The sequence below is a fragment of the Paraburkholderia denitrificans genome (genome assembly GCF_042655705.1).
Classification (GTDB): Bacteria; Pseudomonadota; Gammaproteobacteria; order Burkholderiales; family Burkholderiaceae; genus Paraburkholderia; species Paraburkholderia denitrificans.
The window spans coordinates 42,808-58,156 of record NZ_JBHSMP010000005.1 but is presented as its reverse complement, the minus strand read 5'-3'; the positions used below and the strand labels follow the sequence as shown (position 1 = coordinate 58,156).

The window sequence follows — 15,349 nt, the reverse complement described above, 5'->3', positions numbered from 1 at the left end:
GGCGCGTCTAGTTCAATGTAGTGCAGAAGACGGCCGGAGCCAAACCACGAAGTACGCCGGACGCCTTGCTCGCGAGGCGCGCAAGGGCCATGCCTGAAGGCGCAGCGAAAGCCGCGACGATGGGTATGCGCGAACGCTCAGCCCCCGACCATGCTTGCGACGATGTTCACGCACAGGCCGAGTACGGCGACGTTGAAATAGAACGAGAGGAGGGATTGCGCGAGGACGCCGCGCCGTGCGCTGCGCCCGCGCACGCTGATGTCGGCGGTCTGCGATGCGGCGGCAATCGTAAAGGCGAAATACAGAAAGTCCCAGTAGTTGGGCTGAAAGTTCTCGTCGGGGAACACGAGGACAGGCGCATTCTGGTCGGAGCCGTAGTAGATGCGCGCGTAATGCAACGTGAAGATGGTCGGGATCAGGAACCACGCGCCGATCAGCGTGAGGCCGGTGATGGCCGAATGCAGCAGCTTCGATGCCATGCCGAGATCCTTGGTCGTGCCCAGTTCCAGCACGATGGCGAAAATGCTCGCGACGGTTGCCACGCAGATCACGAACAGCACCGCAACCGCGTTCTCGTCTTCGCGCTGCGCGTGATGGAGCACGTCGTCTTCGGTTGCGAAAGCCATGTGAAACCAGATGAGCACGAGATAGACCCACACCGCGGCATCCCAGCCGAGCAGCGCGCGTGCCGAAAGCGACAGCGCAACGGGAGACACGAGGCCGACCGCGACGCCTGCGGCGAGACCCAGCATCAAGTGCGGGCGGTTGCGAAGCACCTGCGGATAGAGGTTCATGCGGTATCGATGTCCTGTGCGGGCCTGGGTGTGTGGGTCGGGGGTGTGTAATTGGGCGCAATTTTACCCGTTGCCTCCCGCGAATCGATGCGATGCGGGGTGCGTGCCGGGCGATTTGTCTAATGAAGCCGGCACGGGCTATATAGCTTGCGCGGCGAATCATTGTCGCCAGTCTCGCTTGTGAGACGCAAAGGTCGCGCACGTCGCGCGACACGATTGCAAATCTCGTCTACATTGCACTGCATTCAGCCGCAATATTTGCTTCGTCCGCTGCATCCGTATCGCCACGAAGCTCATCGGGAGTACCCATGACAGATGTGACGCAGGACGGGACACCTCAACCTTCGGGCGTACGGTCTGGCCGCCGGCAGTTCGTGATCGGCGCCTGCGCCGCTGCCGCGGCGCTTGCTTTCACGATGGCAGGCCGCGGCGGCCTGCCATCCGGCATCGACCGCGTGTTCGCGGCGCAGCCCCGCGACGGCGGCTACGACGCCTTTATCGCCCTCTCGCAGCACCTCACCGGACGTACGAGCTTCAACAAGCCGCTCGCGCAGCGCGTCTACGCGGCGCTTGCGAGCGCGAGCAGCCAGTTCGGGCAGAACGTGACTGCGCTCAATACGTGGATCGGGAGCCACGGCGGCGTGCCGTCCGATACCGTGACCGCAGCGCTCCAGGGTGAACGGCCCGAACTCGCGGCGACGGTCGGCGACATCATGCGCGCGTGGTATCTCGGCCTCGTCGGCGAACTGCCGCATGTTCAGGTGGTGGCTTACGAAAAGGCGCTGATGTTCGATCCGGTCAGCGATGTGCTGACGATTCCATCGTATTGCCGCGACGTGCCGTTCTATTGGACTCGCAAGCCCGACGGCGGCTAGACGCGGGCGTCGTGGTGCTGCGGCGCTCGCAGCTTGTCGCACGGCGGCGCGCGCCGCGTTCTCGCGTCAAACGTAGTCCGCACAACGAGAGCCTGAAAAAAGAGGACGACGATGCCAATACAGCATTCCGCCGACGTGGTCGTGGTCGGTTCGGGCGTGGCGGGCAGTCTGGTCGCGCATCAGCTGGCCGAGGCCGGTGCTTCGGTGCTGCTGCTCGAAGCGGGCCCGCGGCTCGCGCGCTGGCAGATCGTCGAGAACTTCCGTAATTCGCCCGCAAAAGCGGACTTCGCGACGCCGTATCCCTCGGTGCCCTACGCGCCGCATCCCGAGTATTCGCCACCGAACGACTACCTGATCCAGAAGGGCGAGTACCCATACAACTCGCAATATCTGCGGCTCGTGGGCGGCACGACGTGGCATTGGGCTGCCGCCGCGTGGCGTCTGCTGCCCTCCGACTTTCGTTTGAAGACGCTGTACGGCGTGGGACGCGACTGGCCGTATCCCTATGAGCAGCTGGAGCCGTGGTATCAGCTTGCCGAGGTCGAACTGGGTGTCTCGGGCCCCGGCGCGCCGTACGATCTCGGTTCGCCGCGCTCGCATCCCTACCCGATGAGCATGCTGCCGCTCTCGTACATGGACCAGCGCTTTTCCGACGTGCTCAACGCCAACGGTTTTCACGTCGTGCCCGAACCCGTTGCGCGCAACAGCCGACCCTACGATGAGCGCCCCACTTGCTGCGGCAACAACAACTGCATGCCGATCTGCCCGATCGCGGCGATGTACAGCGGCGTGATCCATGCCGACAAGGCCGAGCGCGCGGGCGCGAGGCTCGTCACGCAAGCGGTTGTCTATCGCATCGAGGCGGACAACAAAGGGCTCATCACCGCGGTTCACTACAAGGATCCACACGGCAACAGCACGCGCGTATCGGGCAAGCTCTTCGTGCTTGCCGCGAACGGCATCGAAACGCCCAAACTCATGCTGATGTCGACGAGCGAGCGGTTCGCGCACGGCATCGGCAACAGTTCCGATCAGGTGGGGCGCAATCTGATGGATCATCCGGGCACGGGCGTCACGTTTCTCGCCAACGAAGCGTTATGGCCCGGACGCGGCCCGATGGAAATGACCTCGGTCGTGAACTTCCGCGACGGTGCGTTTCGCTCCGACTACGCATCGAAAAAGCTGCATCTGTCGAACGGCGCGAACACGATGGCGGTGACCGCGGCGCTCATCAAGAGCGGCCTGACCGGCGCCGAACTCGACCGCCAGATTCACGAGCGCGCGTCGCGCAGACTCGCGATCAACAGCTTCCACGAGCATCTGCCCGAACCGCGGAATCGCGTGCTGCCTTCGGGCGATCACAAGGACGCGCTCGGCATCCCGCAGCCCGAGATCCACTACTCGATCAACGACTACGTGAAAAAGAGCGCGGCGCACACACACGAGCTGTATGCGCAGATCGCCGAGCTGTTTGGCGGCACCGAAATCGCATTCGACGATACCTTCGCGCCGAACAACCACATCATGGGCACGACGATCATGGGGACGAGCGCCGCCGATTCGGTTGTCGACGCCGACTGCCGCACCCACGATCACGCGAACCTGTTTATTGCGAGTAGCGCGGTGATGCCGGGCGCGGCATCGGTGAACTGCACGCTGACGCTTGCCGCACTGTCGCTGAAACTCGCCGACAAGCTGCGGCGCGAACTGTGATGCTCACCGGCCGGAGAATGACGATGATCGAACGAGCGTTCCAGTCCGCGCATACCGTGACGCCCAGACCTGGGCCCGCGCCCACGATCCGCAGGCGCAGCACGCATGCCGCGCTCGTGGCAACGGTTTTCTGCGCGTTCGCGCTTTACATTGCGTGGCACGCGTCGCATGACGGGCCGTCGCGGCTTATCGACGAAGCGCCGCTGACTGCCGCGCTCGGCGAGGCGCCGGGCGGCCAGCCAGGCACAGCGGCGGTGGCCGGTGCAGTGGGCGCTGCGGGCACCCTCGACCTCGTGAAGCGCGGCGAATACCTCACGCGCCTCGGCGATTGCATCGCGTGCCACACGTCGGACAAGAGCCGTCCGCTCGCTGGCGGCCTTGCGATCCAGACGCCCTTCGGCAAGATCTACTCGCCGAACATCACGCCCGATCGGGATACGGGCATCGGCCGGTGGTCCAACACCGACTTCCTGCGCGCGATGCACGAAGGCATCGGTAAAGGCGGCGAGCGGCTTTATCCGGCGTTCCCGTATGTCGAGTTCACGCGCGTGAACGAGCGGGACGTGCTTGCGATCCGCGCGTACCTGAACACCGTCGCGCCGGTCCACTACAGGCCGCCGCCCAACGAACTGCGCTTCCCGTTCAATCAGCGCTGGCTGATGATCTTCTGGAACCTCTTCAACTTCGACGAAGGGCACTTCGTGCCCGACTCGAAGAAGAGCGCCGAATACAACCGCGGTGCGTATCTCGTCCGGGGGCTCGCGCACTGCGAGGAGTGCCACACGCCGCGCAACTTCATGCAGGGTTTGAAGCAGCGCAACCGCTTTTCGGGGGCGGTGCAGGCGGGCTGGCAGGCGTACAACATCACGCCTGACCGCACGGGCGGCATCGGCGCCTGGCCCGATGGCGCGCTTGCCGCGTATCTCCTGACCGGGGTCGCCAACGGCCACGCGAACGCCGCAGGCCCGATGGCCGCAGTCGTGCAGAACTCGACGCAATATCTCACCGAAGAAGACGCGCATTCGATCGTGACGTACCTGCGCGCGCAGCCGCCCATCTCCGGCGGTGTGACGCGGTCGCGCGACACGTGGGGCCAGCCCGCCATCAACGACGTGACGGCGCTGCGCGGCACGCCGGTCACGACCGTGAACGGCGCGCAGCTTTTCATCGCGAACTGCGCGAGCTGTCACCACTGGACGGGCGCGGGCGTCGGTGCGAGCGCGCCGGGCGCGTATCCGTCGCTGATCCATAACAGCGTGGCGGGCGCGGCCACTGCGGACAACCTGGCGATGGTCATCCTGCACGGCGTCACGCGCACGACGAAGACAGTGGATGTGCGGATGCCCGCCTTCGGCAGCGAACTCACCAACGAGCAGATCGCCGCGATTTCGAATTACGTGACGCAACAGTTCGGCAATCCGCGCGCGGCGATCACGGCGGCCCAGGTCGGCGTGCTGCGCGCGATACCGCAATAAAGGCGCGCAATAAAGGCGCGCAGCGATGTACGGCGCATGCGTGGACGGCAAGCGCGGGACGTCGCGCATACGGGCGCCATGGGCCGGACTATGATGAACACATGACACACGTTTCCGTTCCCGTTGTGCAGCACCACGCGAGCAATTGTGAAGGCCGCGATTTTGTGATCGGCGACTTGCACGGCTGCGTCGATGCGCTGCGCTATCTGTTACGGGAGGCGCAGTTCGACGCCGCGCGCGACCGCCTCTTTTCGGTGGGCGATCTCGTCGATCGCGGCGACCAGTGCGAGGAGGCGCTCGGCCTCGTCGGCAAGCCGTGGTTCTTTCCGGTGCTCGGCAATCACGAGGATGCGATGTGCGCCGTCGCAGAAGGCCGCCTGCCGCGCTACCGCTGGTACGGCATTGGCGGCACCTGGGCCGAAGGGCTGCCCGAAGGCGAACTCGTGCGCCATGCGCAGCGGCTGCGCCAGTTGCCGCTCGTGCGCGTGGTCGGCGCGGGCGACGCGCGGTTCAATGTGCTGCACGCGGAATTCTTCGGCAACGACGACGACCTCGACGCAGGCCGCATCGACGATACCGTGCGCGAGCGGATGCTGTGGGGCCGCGAACTCGTGCTCGGCATGGTCAAGCCGCCGAAGCGCGCACTCTCGCTCACGTACTGCGGGCATACGCCCGTGCGCGATGTGCAGCAGATCGGCTCGCAGATGTTCATCGACACCGGCGCGTTCATCGCGCAAGGCCGGCTCACGATGGTCGAGGCATTGACGCCGCGGCGCTGGTCGATTTCGACGCTTGATGCGCGCGAGCGCGGCGCGGCGGGCTACTCGCTGCCCTGAGCGCGCGCTTCAGGCTTCAGACGATGCGGTTCAGCTCGAACACCATGTCGATGGTGTGCCCGTTCCAGTTGTATTCCAGATACGCCGCGTGATGGCACGCGTGCACGAGCGACGTGCGCAGCGCGGCGAGACATTCGCCGCCCGCGTCGCGCACCGACGGATACGCAATGCCGGGCGCACCCGCCTCGCGCACGGCGCGGCCGAGCGCCTGGCCTGCCGCATAGTCGGTCGGCGAGAGGACGGCGGGATCGAGCGCGGGCTCGCCGCGCAGATCGACGACATCGCCCTCGGCCGCGACGGTGTAGAGGCGCATCTGCTGGCGCAGCGGCGGCTCGCTGGTCGCGGCGAGAAAGCGCGCCGAGTGATAGCGCGTCTCCGCGATGGCCGTGGCGCGCGAGCGCGCGCAATAGAACACGCCATATGTACCGTCCGAAAAGCGGCTGCCCTGCGGATTCAGATGCGTGAACGCCGCCATGATCGGGCCAAAGCCGGGCCCGAAGCGGCGCTCTTCGCGCGGCACGAGATCGAGTTCGCCGGTTTCGGTGCGCAGACGGTCGTTGGTGAGCGCTTCGAGCGCGTAGAGCGCGTCGAAATCCTCGGACGAGGCCACGCGGTCGAACAGGTTCACAGCGGGAAAGCGTGTGGGAATCACACGGTACGCGGGCGTCCACGCGAGCGGTGCGCTGCGCCAGCGGTCCTGCCAGGTCGATTGCGTCACGCCCAGCCGCCTCGCATCGCATCGAGGTACTGACGCACGGCCACGAGATCGCTGATATTGCCGGCCAGCATGCGGTCGAGCGCGCGCCGGCCGCCGAACGGCGGCGCGCTGTTGGGCCGCTTGACCCACGCGTCGGCGGCGGAAGGTTGCGGCAGCAGGATCTGCAGCGCCTTGTAGATGCCGAGCAGCAGCGACAGACGCTCGAGCGTGTCGCGGCCGAGGCGTGCGCTTTCCGGTGCCTGCTTCCACTTGAAGAACGTCGAGCGGCCTGGCGAGCCGAGCAGCACGATCTGCTCGTCGGCGCTCAGATCCCAGTCGTGCGCGATCTTGAAGAAAGCGCGCAGACCGGCGGCGGACATTTCGGTGAACGTGGGTTCGGCGCGTGGTCGTCGGGCGGGCGCGGCCGACGAGGCGGCATACGCGTGCGTCATGATTGAGTCCTAATATGAACCATTTGTAAATGTTAGTCCATATATGGATTATTGCAAGTTATGGTTGGGTATAATCGCCGCCCGGTATCGAGCAGTAATTCAGCAGAAAACGAGACGAGTGTTCGGGAGGTGCGACATGCGGGCAGTAGCAGTGTGGGTTGCGGCAATGTGGGTATCGACGGCGGCGGTTGCGGCCGGTCAGGTCAAAGAGGTGTGGAATCCGCCGGAGGCGCGCCACGTTTCGTTGCGCGCGGGGACGCACGGCGCGCAGGCGCACACCGCGCACGCGGTGTCTGCGGTGTACGCGCGGCACAGCGGTGCGCAGGCTGTCGCGCACGGGGAGCGCGGCCATGGCGCCAAGGCGGGCCATCGCGCGACGGTTAAAACGCATGCTTTGGCGCGCCATGCCCAGCCAGCGACGACGGCACGGCACGCCGCGTCTCACGCCAGCGCGGCGCATGCGTCCGCACAACACGCTCATCGAGCCCACGCCGTCGCGGCGCACTCGACCCGGCAGGCCGCGCTTGCGAGTCCGGCTCATTCCGCACATGCACACGCTTCCACCGCCAGCATGGCGAAGCATGCGCGCACGAAGCCCGCTGTGGCGCATCCGGCGCCGCGTCCCAAGCTGATGGTGCAGGCGCAGCCCGCCGCAGCGGCTACGGCGCAGCACGCGGCCATGCCGCAGTCGATACAGCCGATGCAGCAGACGCAGCCTCAGTCGCTGCCGCCGATGCTTCGCTGACGCGACGGCGGCGCGACCCGCAGGCGTCGATGCGCGCGCGACACGCCGTGGCTCAGTCGTTCGAGGTTTTGCGCAGGATCTGGTAGATCGAATCCTTGAGCTGGAGCTTTTCTTTTTTCAGGTGCTCGATCGTCAAGCCGTCGGCAGGCACGAGACCCGCTTCCATGTTCTTGATCTGCTGATCCAGCTCGTTGTGGCGCTCGAAAGCCCGTGCGAAATGCTCATCCTCGTTTTTGAGGCGCGATATCAAATCTCTGTATTCAGGAAACACTCGCCACTCCTTAGAAATGTCCGAATGATCGGGAATATGGTCTAAACATTCTTTCACCGTCGCCGTCTGGCTCAATTGATAATAGTCAAGATGAGCGGGGGCGGGTGAATGAGTACGTGCACGACACGAGCTGGCGGACGTGGTTTTGCCGGTGCGCCGTATAATTTTGGGGACAGTAGCTCGGCTTGTCGCCGTTTCACTGTTTTTTTTGTACCTTATTTTCTGGCACCTTGATTTACCCGCTTTTCCGTCCCCGGAGCGTCCATGGTTCGCGTTCTCGAGATTGTGCTGGATATCGTTTATCCAGCAGCTTGCAACGAGTCAGTCGACACACGGCATCCCGGTGACCGAACCGCAGCGGTGCTCGCGAGGGAATTGGCTGCTGCGCTGCCGCAACTTGTCGCGCTATCGGCCGAAAGCGAATGCGTGACGGCAGTCACGTTCGATCGCGACGCAGCATTGGCTCGCGCAGGCTGGCGCGTTGCCGTCGAGACGCGCGGCGACGGCAATCGGGTCGTCGTATCGAACTGCCGGATCACAACGCCGGGCATTACCGCACGCACAGCCGTTTTCGACGCGCCGCTCGATGCGAACGGTTTCGCCCTTGCATCGCTCGACGCCGCACCGGTGCTGTTTCGGCACGCGCTCGCCGCAGCGGGCGAGCCCGTGCCCGCTGCGGCGCTGTGCGGCGAGCGTTGCCGCTGGCAGTGGATGCGCGACGGCATCGAGGTCGAACTCGTGCTCGATGCGGGCCTTCACGATCCGAACCAGCCGCCCGACGAAACCCGGTGTCTGCACGAGCTTCGCGTGCGTGCGCCGTGGCCCGAAGAGGCCGATGCCGCGCCGGTCGCCGACGCATTGTTCGCCTGTGCGCACGACCTCGTCGATGCGGCGCCCGCAAGTTTGCCGGCCTTCGTCCGGATAAACGATGTGCTCGACCGTATGGCCGCGGGCTGTCTCGCCGGCGACGGCGATGCGGTTCATGCCGAGCCGGTCGATCTGGGCGGTGTGGACACGGCGCAGGGCGCGCTTGTGGCGATTGCACGCAACATCACGAACCAGTGGCTCGGCAACGACGCGGGCGTGCGCGATTCGGCGAAGACCGAGTTCATCCATCAGATGCGCGTTTCGCAACGGCGGCTGCGTACGGCGCTGCGGCTCTTTTCGGGCTGGCAGGACGATGCATGGGCCACGCGCATCATGCCCGATCTGAAGTGGCTCGGGAGCATGCTGGGCGACGCGCGCGATCGCGACGTATTCGTCGATTCGACGTTGCCCGCGCTGGTGGATGCCGATACTGAGGCCGCGCGCTGGGACGCCTTGCGTGCCCAAGCCGACGCGATGCGCCTCGCCGCACGCGCGCGTGCGCGCGCGGCGCTGGCTTCGCCGCGTTACGCGCACCTCACGCTCGCGTGGCTGCAATGGCTCTCGGTGCTCGCGCAGCGCGACAGTGAGCGCGAAGCACACGCCCGCTCGCTGCATAAACATGCGGCAAAACAGGTGCGCCGCTATTACGCTCGTCTCGCCGGAATGCAGAAGCTCACGGCGATTGACGAAGCGAGCCGACATCGCGCGCGCATCAATGCGAAGTATCTGCGCTATGCGCTCGAGTTTTTCGCGCCGATCACGTCACGCCGCACGCGCACGGAGACGACGCGCACGCTGGCGCGGCTGCAGGCCGTGCTCGGCGACGGCAACGACGCGGCGGTCGCCCTGCGCTTTCTTGAAGCGATGGATGTCGAGCCGTATCAGCTTGGCTTTGCACATGGCTGGTGCGAAGCGGTCAAGCGCTGCTCCGCGAAAGAAGGCGAGCGGCTGCTGCGCGAACTGCGCAAACCGAAAGTCCAGGGCGGCTGACCTGGCCGCGCCCGCTGTCCCGATCATCGGACGCCCGGTCCCCCGATTTCACCTTCGCCCGGCCACGCCGCCATGAATGCTTCTTCTGAATTCAGTTCCCATGCCGCGCCCGAACTGGGTGTTGGCGGCTCGCTCTGGCTACAGTCCGGACAGCAGATGCTCGGCGGTGCGACGCGCATCGCGCTCCTCGCTGCAATCGGCGCAACCGGCTCGATCACGGGGGCCGCGAAGGCGGTCGGCATGAGCTATAAGGGCGCCTGGGATGCCATCGACGCCATGAACAATCTCGCCGGCGAACCGCTCGTGGAGCGCGCGACGGGCGGCAAGGGCGGCGGCGGGACGACGCTCACGGCGCGCGCGCTGCGCCTGATCGACACCTGGAGCGCAATCGAGCGCGAGCATCGCCGTTTCATCGAACGGGCCGCGGCTGCGGCCAGCGTGCTCGGCGGTGCGGATTGCGCGCAGACGTTCGACAGCGACCTGGCGCTGCTCGGGCGTCTTGGCCTGCGCACGAGCGCGCGCAATCAGCTTTACGGCACCGTGACGACGATCGTGCGCGGCGCGGTGAACGACGAGGTGTCGATCGCGCTGCCGGGCGGCCAGAAGGTGGTGGCGGTCGTGACATGCGAAAGCACGCAGACGCTTGGGCTTGCTGAAGGCGTGGCGGCCGTCGCGCTGGTGAAGGCGTCGTCGGTCGTGCTGCTGGCGGGCGAGGAAGTTTCGGCGATGCGGCTTTCGGCACGCAACCAGCTGGCCGGTGCGATCGGTCAGGTGCGGCGCGGTGCGGTGAATGCCGAGGTGACGCTCGATCTGCCGGGCGGCACGGTGATCGCCGCCATCGTTACGGATGCGAGTGTGGATGCGCTTGGCCTGGCCCCCGGCGCACAGGCGTGTGCCGTCTTCAAGGCGTCGAGCGTGATTCTGGGAGTGAGCGGCTGAGTGCCGCCCCGAGTGCCGCCCTCAGGCGGCATCGTGATGCGTGGGCAGCGAGAGCGTGGCGCGGGTCTGTGAGACCGGCGAAGCGGGCGCGCGCGGCGCGCGGTTGGCTTTCCAGCGGGCACGCACATAGGGCCGCTCATGACCCGAAACGGTCAGCGCGAGATGCGTGACCCAGCGGTGCGTCGGTACACGCACGTCGTGCAGCGCGAACGTCAGTGCGGCAAGACTCAGCGCGATGGCCGCCGCTGACAGACGTCCCGACTGCGCAGCCCACCAGTAGCGAACGAACGTGAGCGCCGTCGCTGCGCCGACGAGACAACCGGTGACGGCCTCGGACGGCGAATGCGCGTCCAGCACGACGCGCGAGAATCCCACCGCAACGCCTACTGCAAGGCCAATCAGCACGCCCGCGACCCGCAGCGGTGCGCGCGCGCCTTGCAGCATCAGGAAAAACGCCACCGGATAGACGGCCGTGGACAGCATGGCGTGCCCGCTGACGCCCGTGAAATCGAGATCGCGTACGCCCACGCCCCAGCCGAGAAACGCGATCTTGGTGACCATGACGAGACCGACGGACGTGCCGATCAGCAGCAGCCAGCTTGCGGCCATGCGCCAGGAATAGCCTGCGGCGAGCCAGAGCGCGATCGCGACCGCGAGCGGCAGCGTGAGGCCCGCGCCGCCGAGGTTCGTGATCGCATACCACAGGTGAAGGGGTAGATCCGGCATGACTTGGCGCAGCGACGGTGCATTGAAAAGGCGTGATACCCGGTTAACGCGCGGGCGGCCCGGCCGGCAGACACGCGCATTGCATAGATCTTCAGTATAGCGGCGCGTGACGGACACGGCCGAACCGTTATCCGTACGGTCTGTCGGTGCGCTGCACGATCCCGGCGCCTGGTTTTCTCCAGCCGATCTGCAGTGTCGGCGGTTTAGTGCTATTGTGCGTTGCACAATAACGCAGTGTGGCGAACTGCCACACAGTATTAGATCCAGCATTAAACCCAGCATCAGACCCCTTCAAGGGAGGCCGATGATGACGAAAGATCTGTCGAAACTGTTAGCCGGTGGCCTGCGACGTTTGCTCGCCATCCAGAGCCGGATTGCCGTTGAGGCTGCGCGCGGGGCGCGCCGGCACGCGCTGCATGCCAGGGCGCCGTGGCGGGCGGCGCAAACCCCGGTGGAGGCCGCCAGCCAGGCAGCCAGCGAGGCTGCCAGTGAGGCTGCAGCTTCAACTTCCCCGGCATCTGAGTACGTGGTGCGGCCGGTGCGCCAGTCGCGCGTGGGCCCGCGTGCAGCCGCCTGGGCTGCGGGCGAATGGCGCCGCGCCGAACACATGGTTGCGGCGACGCCGCAACGCGCGTCGCGCGCGCTGCCGTACGGCCTCTATCTGCCGGCAGGCCATGCCGTGGCGGGGCTGCCGCTCGTTGTCATGCTGCACGGCTGCAGACAGTCGATGGACGCGTTCGCCGAGGGTACGCGCATGAATCTTCTTGCCGACCTGCATGGTTTCGCGGTGGTCTACCCGGAGCAGTCCGCACTCGTCCACCCGCACCAGTGCTGGCACTGGTATGACGCGCGCGACGAGGCGGGCGGCGGGGAGGCGGCGGCGGTCGTTTCGCTTGTCGATGCACTCGTCGACGAACATGGCTTCGACGGCTCGCGTGTGTATCTCGCGGGCCTCTCGGCGGGCGCGGGGCTCGCCGCGCTGCTGGCGGTGCGCGCACCCGAGCGGTTCGCGGCGGTCGCGCTGCATTCGGGACCTGCATTCGGTGAGGCGCGTTCGGGCGTCGGCGCGCTCGATGTCATGCGGCGCGGGCTCTATCAGGATCCGGTGGAACTGCTGGAGCGGCAGCTCGGCGACGAGGCGCACCCGGGCATGCCGGCGATTGTCGTGCAGGGTGAGGACGATGGCGTGGTCGCGCCGATCAACGCCGAGCAGCTCACCGCGCAGTTCCTCTGGCTCAACGGCCTCGCCGACGCGCGTGGCGTCAGGCCCGGCGTTGCCTCGCGCGAAGCGGCGAGCGACGGGCACATCGTGCAGGACTACGCGCACCGTGGCGAGAGCGTCGTGCGCCTGTGCCGTGTGGCGAATCTCGATCATGCGTGGAGCGGCGGCGACGACACGGTGCCCTTCCATTCGGCAACGGGCCCGGATGCCAGCGCGATGATCTGGAGCTTCTTCAAAGACCATCGCCGCGATGCGGCCAACGACGCCTTTGGCGTTCAGCTGGCCAGGGGGGCAGGTTAGGTGCTACCCGACTCGATGCGACATTCGGCTACAGCCGCGAAAGACGATTGGGGTTTACCCTATAATTACTTCGTCCAATGTCAGCGAATGTCTTTTCGAAACGGGGCTGAATCATGTATCTGCTGAGCCGTCTTTTCCTCTTCCTCACGAACTCCGCCGACGCTATGCAAAAGGCGCGCGAAGAGGCCTACCTTGCTGAAGCGATCGATATCTACGATCTCGAGTTTCGCTTGAGCGAAATCGATCGCGAGAAGACGGTGCGTCATCCGGCCTGGATGGGGCAGCGCTGATTCCAGCGTGTACCTCGCACAATAGCAGCGACAGGCGCCGCAACCGGCTAATTCCGGTTGCGGCATGGTTTCGCGGATAGCCTGTGGAAATGCGGACGGCGCGCGGCGACGCCCGCTGTACGGCTTGATCGGGGCCGCCTGCTTACGCCTGTCTGCTGAAACCTGCCGCAATACGTCGCAATACGTTATGGATGGCGGTCAATCCGCTAACGGTATTCTTGTGACTAGAATGACACGCCTGACATCGCTCACACGCGGAAAACGTCGTGGCCGTCGTGGCAGTAGGGGCCGATCAGAAGGGGCCGTGCTGTCGAATGGTTTCCTGATATCGCTTCACGCCATGCCCGGCGCCGTCGGCAGATCCATTTTGCGGGTCGCGTGATGCTGCCGAAATATGGGCGCGCATTTTAATGCGCGTCATTGAAAGTGCTTGCGTTGAACTTTAATGGAAATTGCAAGATGATTAACCGATATACAATTATCGCCTTTATTTTGATGCTTGTTCCATTGACGTTCGGGCAGCTGACAAAAGCGTTTAATTTGTCTTTTAATCAAATACTGGTGGTTTCTGTAGTCTGGGTTCTGGCGATGTTGACCAACTTCGGCGCATTCCTGTTCGTGCACGGAAGGCTGTATTTCAAGCGCCGTAAGCTGGAGGCCGCGTCCCGTGCGTGACGTGTGGCGCTCAATGCGTGGCTGGTGAGCGTGGCCGCGCGGTTTCGAGCGTGCGGGCCGCGCCGAGTGAAGCATCACAAAAGATTTGCTGAAACCACATAGACGTAAAAGGCTATGTGGTTTTTTTCACACGTTTTCGGTGTTTTCCGTTTCTTGTACGCCGAAGCAGCCGCGATAGGTCGCGTAAAACGAGGCTGGGGTTGACGGGTAAAATACATTTTAAATCAATGGTTTGACGTCAAGTTTTCCTCGAAAGTTATCGGAAAGTGCAATTCTGCTGCAAAAATGAGGTGAAACATGGCAAGCATCATAAAGAAAGGTAGCAAGTGGCAGGCACGAGTGATCCGCAAAGAATTCCCTGTACAAAGCAAGTCCTTCGATACCAAAAAAGAAGCGCAGTTATGGGCTAACGAAATCGAAAATTCGATGTTCACAGGTGTCTTCGAGTAAGTGAAGGCTGATCTTGCTGTAACACTTGGGGAGTTAATCCAACGATGTCTGGATACTGATCCCAGGTTTCAATTATCTCCAAATGTTTTGCTGATAACGAAGAACGTGCTGTACCTGAAATATCGTTTAAAAAATATGAAAAAACGATTGAGAGCATATAGCGTGGAGAATCTAACGACGACAGTTCTTGCAAAGTACCGTGATGAGCGTCTTAAAGTCGTATGTGCAGGAACAGTGTTGCGTGAAATCTCAATTATTGAAAGTGTCTACAAGATAGCAAAACGCGATTGGGGCATGAGGCTTCCCAATCCATTTAAAGAATTAATACGTCCGGAATATCACGGGCAGCGTGATCGCATACTTACGGAAGCTGAAAAAGAATGTCTCTGGAATGCTCTTAGAAGCACCGATGAGTTGTGGGAGCCGAGAAAAGCGAAAAACAACATAAATCCGCACTTATTGCCGCTTGCCAAGCTGGCGCTTGAGACGACAATGCGCAGGAGTGAGATGCTGGAGCTTACTTGGGATCGCGTTGACTTGGAGCGTAGGGTTGTTTATCTTGAGATTACAAAGAATGGCAAACCTCGTACTGTTCCACTTAGTTCCGGCGCAGTAAGAATTTTTGAAGAAATTGCAGAGGCGCGTAAGAAATTCCCGTTAGAAGAACTGGAGCGTGCATCTAACCGTGTATTGCCAATTTCATACCGTGTTGTGGATCAGGCTTGGATGCGTGCAGTCAAGAGAGCAGGGATTAAGGATTTTAGATTTCATGATCTCAGGCACTGTGCTATTACACATATGGCGAAGAAAATCCCCAATGTGATTGAGTTGGCCGCAATTTCAGGGCATAGTAACCTGAAGCTGCTTCAGCGATACTATCATACTCGACCAGAAGAGCTTGCATTGAAATTGGGTTGATTATTAAAATATTGAAACGGCAGGGTGCGAAAACGCCTTGCCGTTTTTTATTGAATTTCACCCGTGGTGGATGCAGATTGGTGTACTGACGTATTCACTTCTCGGGCATGTATC

At 63.5% G+C, this 15,349-nt stretch carries 17 protein-coding genes; 12 read left to right on the top strand and 5 right to left on the bottom strand.

The genetic code is table 11. The features are described from left to right. Positions 1-137: 137 nt before the first annotated feature. On the bottom strand, positions 138-794 hold the full coding sequence (locus ACFPTO_RS01630; protein ID WP_377708970.1) for a DUF1345 domain-containing protein: 657 nt from the start codon (positions 792-794) through the stop codon (positions 138-140). Positions 795-1,102: 308 nt separating this feature from the next. Between ACFPTO_RS01630 and ACFPTO_RS01625 the strand changes: the two genes are divergently transcribed. The 4 genes from ACFPTO_RS01625 (at position 1,103) to ACFPTO_RS01610 (ending at position 5,693) form a co-directional block, all read left to right on the top strand. Then, a complete protein-coding gene (locus ACFPTO_RS01625; RefSeq protein ID WP_377708968.1) occupies positions 1,103-1,669 on the top strand; it encodes a sugar dehydrogenase complex small subunit in 567 nt (188 codons plus the stop codon). Positions 1,670-1,780: 111 nt separating this feature from the next. Further along, a complete protein-coding gene (locus tag ACFPTO_RS01620; RefSeq protein ID WP_377708966.1) occupies positions 1,781-3,382 on the top strand; it encodes a GMC family oxidoreductase in 1,602 nt (533 codons plus the stop codon). A gap of 23 nt (positions 3,383-3,405) precedes the next feature. Beyond that, positions 3,406-4,857: a c-type cytochrome gene (locus tag ACFPTO_RS01615; protein ID WP_377708965.1), complete on the top strand. Its 1,452-nt coding sequence runs from the start codon at positions 3,406-3,408 to the stop codon at positions 4,855-4,857. Between the two features lie 101 nt (positions 4,858-4,958). Then, positions 4,959-5,693, top strand: a complete 735-nt coding sequence (locus tag ACFPTO_RS01610) for a metallophosphoesterase (RefSeq protein ID WP_377708964.1) — start codon at positions 4,959-4,961, stop codon at positions 5,691-5,693. 16 nt (positions 5,694-5,709) lie between these two features. Here the strand turns inward: ACFPTO_RS01610 and ACFPTO_RS01605 are convergent, their stop codons facing one another. Together ACFPTO_RS01605 and ACFPTO_RS01600 are read right to left on the bottom strand one after the other, a co-directional pair. Then, positions 5,710-6,411 carry an RES family NAD+ phosphorylase gene (locus ACFPTO_RS01605; protein WP_377708963.1) on the bottom strand — a complete coding sequence of 234 codons (702 nt, stop codon included), beginning with the start codon at positions 6,409-6,411 and terminating at the stop codon, positions 5,710-5,712. Continuing rightward, positions 6,408-6,842 carry an MbcA/ParS/Xre antitoxin family protein gene (locus tag ACFPTO_RS01600; RefSeq protein ID WP_377708962.1) on the bottom strand — a complete coding sequence of 145 codons (435 nt, stop codon included), beginning with the start codon at positions 6,840-6,842 and terminating at the stop codon, positions 6,408-6,410. Before ACFPTO_RS01600 ends, ACFPTO_RS01605 begins: the two co-directional genes overlap by 4 nt. Positions 6,843-6,978: 136 nt before the next feature. Here ACFPTO_RS01600 and ACFPTO_RS01595 point away from each other — a divergent pair, with 136 nt between their 5' ends. Continuing rightward, on the top strand, positions 6,979-7,587 hold the full coding sequence (locus ACFPTO_RS01595) for a hypothetical protein (RefSeq protein WP_377708960.1): 609 nt from the start codon (positions 6,979-6,981) through the stop codon (positions 7,585-7,587). Between the two features lie 52 nt (positions 7,588-7,639). Here ACFPTO_RS01595 and ACFPTO_RS01590 read toward each other — a convergent pair whose 3' ends face one another. Next, entirely contained in the window at positions 7,640-7,858 is a 219-nt protein-coding gene (locus tag ACFPTO_RS01590; protein ID WP_377709031.1) for a YdcH family protein, read from the bottom strand. 264 nt (positions 7,859-8,122) lie between these two features. Here ACFPTO_RS01590 and ACFPTO_RS01585 point away from each other — a divergent pair, with 264 nt between their 5' ends. Together ACFPTO_RS01585 and ACFPTO_RS01580 are read left to right on the top strand one after the other, a co-directional pair. Further along, entirely contained in the window at positions 8,123-9,715 is a 1,593-nt protein-coding gene (locus tag ACFPTO_RS01585; RefSeq protein ID WP_377708958.1) for a CHAD domain-containing protein, read from the top strand. 72 nt (positions 9,716-9,787) lie between these two features. Then, a complete protein-coding gene (locus ACFPTO_RS01580) occupies positions 9,788-10,654 on the top strand; it encodes a TOBE domain-containing protein (RefSeq protein ID WP_377708956.1) in 867 nt (288 codons plus the stop codon). Between the two features lie 21 nt (positions 10,655-10,675). Here the strand turns inward: ACFPTO_RS01580 and ACFPTO_RS01575 are convergent, their stop codons facing one another. Further along, positions 10,676-11,380, bottom strand: a complete 705-nt coding sequence (locus ACFPTO_RS01575) for a phosphatase PAP2 family protein (protein ID WP_377708954.1) — start codon at positions 11,378-11,380, stop codon at positions 10,676-10,678. A gap of 307 nt (positions 11,381-11,687) precedes the next feature. On the opposite strand from ACFPTO_RS01575, the gene ACFPTO_RS01570 reads away from it, so the two are divergent. The 5 genes from ACFPTO_RS01570 (at position 11,688) to ACFPTO_RS01550 (ending at position 15,235) form a co-directional block, all read left to right on the top strand. Then, positions 11,688-12,902, top strand: coding sequence for an extracellular catalytic domain type 1 short-chain-length polyhydroxyalkanoate depolymerase (locus ACFPTO_RS01570; protein WP_377709029.1), 1,215 nt, complete (start codon positions 11,688-11,690; stop codon positions 12,900-12,902). A gap of 113 nt (positions 12,903-13,015) precedes the next feature. Next, a complete protein-coding gene (locus ACFPTO_RS01565; protein ID WP_377708952.1) occupies positions 13,016-13,192 on the top strand; it encodes a DUF3563 family protein in 177 nt (58 codons plus the stop codon). Positions 13,193-13,651: 459 nt separating this feature from the next. Continuing rightward, a complete protein-coding gene (locus ACFPTO_RS01560) occupies positions 13,652-13,867 on the top strand; it encodes a hypothetical protein (RefSeq protein WP_377708950.1) in 216 nt (71 codons plus the stop codon). 297 nt (positions 13,868-14,164) lie between these two features. Next, a complete protein-coding gene (locus ACFPTO_RS01555) occupies positions 14,165-14,317 on the top strand; it encodes an Arm DNA-binding domain-containing protein (RefSeq protein ID WP_377708948.1) in 153 nt (50 codons plus the stop codon). Continuing rightward, positions 14,318-15,235 carry a site-specific integrase gene (locus ACFPTO_RS01550; protein ID WP_377708946.1) on the top strand — a complete coding sequence of 306 codons (918 nt, stop codon included), beginning with the start codon at positions 14,318-14,320 and terminating at the stop codon, positions 15,233-15,235. The last annotated feature ends 114 nt before the right edge of the window (positions 15,236-15,349 follow it).